Genomic DNA, 1,940 nt, shown 5'->3' on the forward strand with positions numbered 1-1,940 from the left:
GAGATGCTTAACTTCAAAGGGATGCGCTTTCCGACCGACGTGATCTTGCTCTGCATCCGCTGGTATGTGGCTTACCCGCTGAGTTACCGGCACCTCGAGGAGATGATGGAAGAGCGTGGTGTGTCGGTTGACCATTCGTCGATCAACCGTAAGCGCTCCATAAACCACAGGCTATTCAAGCCCCAGCAACAGTGGTCAACTCCGTGTCATGGAAATTCCAAGGCAACAGCGCCTCCACTTCATTGACCGTCGTGGCCGCCGGCAGCTCCCGCAACACCCGACGCAGCCACAGGTACGGTTCGACCCCGTTGGCCTTGGCCGTTTGCAGCAGCGAGTAAATGACCGCGCTGGCGTGTGCACCGGCCGGCGTGTCAGAGAACAGCCATGCTTTGCGGCCAATTACAAACGGCCGGATGGCGTTCTCACAGCGGTTGTTATCAATCGGCAGATCGCCGCGTTCGGTGTAGCGTGTCAGGCGGCTCCAGTATTTCTGCAGGTAGGCCAGTGCCGTACCCAGCGCGCTCTTGGGCGTTACGCCCGGCAGCGTCTGGTCAAGCCAGGTACGCAATCTCGCCAGCGCCGGCAGGCTGTGCTGCTGGCGCGCCAGCAGGCGTGCCGCCTCAGTGGCGTCCTTGTGTTCGCGCTCGATGCCATAGAGCTTGCCGATCAACGCAACAGCGTCATCGGCCAGTCCGCGCCGGCCTTTGGGTTGAACGCGCGCGGCCTCGACGAAGCGGCGGCGCACGTGCGCCCAGCATGCCAGGTGATTGATGCCATCGGTCTTGGCCAGGGCGTTGTAGCCGTCGTAACCGTCCGTCATCAGATAGCCGCGATAGCCGTCGAGCAGGCGCACCGGCACCGCGCCGCCGCGACTGGCATCGTAATCAAACAGCACCACCGGCTTGTCCGGCGGCCCGCCGGTCTGGACCCACATGTAGCTAGTCGATGTGGGCGTCTTGCCGTCTTCCTTGAGCACTTGCACGACGGTTTCATCCATATGAATGAACGCACCGTCGGTGAGGTGGTCGCGCAGCAGGTTATGCAACGGCTGCAGCAACCGACTGGCACCAATGACCCAGCGCGCCAGCGTCTGGCGCGGTACCGGTACGCCATGTCGGTCCAGCACGTATTCGAAACGCGCGAGCGGCAAGCCATCGATGAATTTGACCACCAGCAGCATGGCCAGGAAGTCGGCACTGGCATTACTCTTGGGCAGCGGCTGCGGCGGCAAAGCCGCCGTGACCGGAGCATGCAAGCTGCCAGGACAGCCGTAGCGCTTGCGCACATGACGCAGTACCCGCACTTGCATCGGCACGATGTCGAGCTGTTCGCTGATGTCGCACCCAATCTCGACCATGGGCGTGCCGCACGGGCAGGTGCGTTCAGTTTCCGGTACGTCATGGACGACATCCACACGTTCAAGTTCTGCCGACAAGGCACGCCGTTTGCCGCGCGCTGGTCGTTTGGCTGGCTGCACCGATTCAGCTGGCGGTACCGTCGGCGGCGGCAAGGTCGCCAGATCTTGTTCGGCGGTACTGGTTTGCGCCAGGACTTCGGCTTCGTCGAACAGGCGCGCCTGACCCGGTAGCTGTTCCGAGCTCACGCCGAAATGGCGGTGCCGTGCCAGCACCATCTGTTCGATCATGCGGGTGATGGTCGCTTGCGCTTCTTGCCGGATTTGGTGGGTAGTCGATGCAATGGCGGCGGCAACGGTTCTGTCGCGTTGTGCGGCACGAGACGGAATTTTCCGTGCTGAACATGGCTTCGGTTTAAGCAGGACGGACTTGTCATGCCAAGGCATAAAACTAGTTTGCAAATGACATGACGGTGCCATCGATGGCGAACTGAGGGTGTCCGCGATTTTGTGTAATCGGGAAATCGATTAATGTTGCGGCATACGCTCATCGAACATGATGGTGAACCGATTCAAGGCGGCTTTC

The 1,940-nt window shown here is 61.0% G+C and carries 1 protein-coding gene and 1 pseudogene; one reads left to right on the plus strand and one right to left on the minus strand.

Features of this window, described 5'->3' with window-relative positions; genetic code table 11:
- Positions 1-3: 3 nt before the first annotated feature.
- A pseudogene (locus RCH09_RS19535) lies at positions 4-150 on the plus strand (IS6 family transposase); the annotation flags it as partial.
- Between the two features lie 25 nt (positions 151-175).
- On the opposite strand, the gene tnpC reads toward RCH09_RS19535, so the two are convergent.
- Positions 176-1,645, minus strand: coding sequence for an IS66 family transposase (gene tnpC, locus RCH09_RS19540; RefSeq protein WP_326942811.1), 1,470 nt, complete (start codon positions 1,643-1,645; stop codon positions 176-178).
- Between the last annotated feature and the right edge of the window lie 295 nt (positions 1,646-1,940).

This window comes from Actimicrobium sp. GrIS 1.19 (assembly GCF_035984655.1).
Classification (GTDB): domain Bacteria; phylum Pseudomonadota; class Gammaproteobacteria; order Burkholderiales; family Burkholderiaceae_D; genus Actimicrobium.

Bases quoted from the DNA above. Each gene is read 5' to 3' on its own strand.
- tnpC (WP_326942811.1), bottom strand. From the start codon at position 1,645: ATGATCGAACAGATGGTGCTGGCACGGCACCGCCATTTCGGCGTGAGC.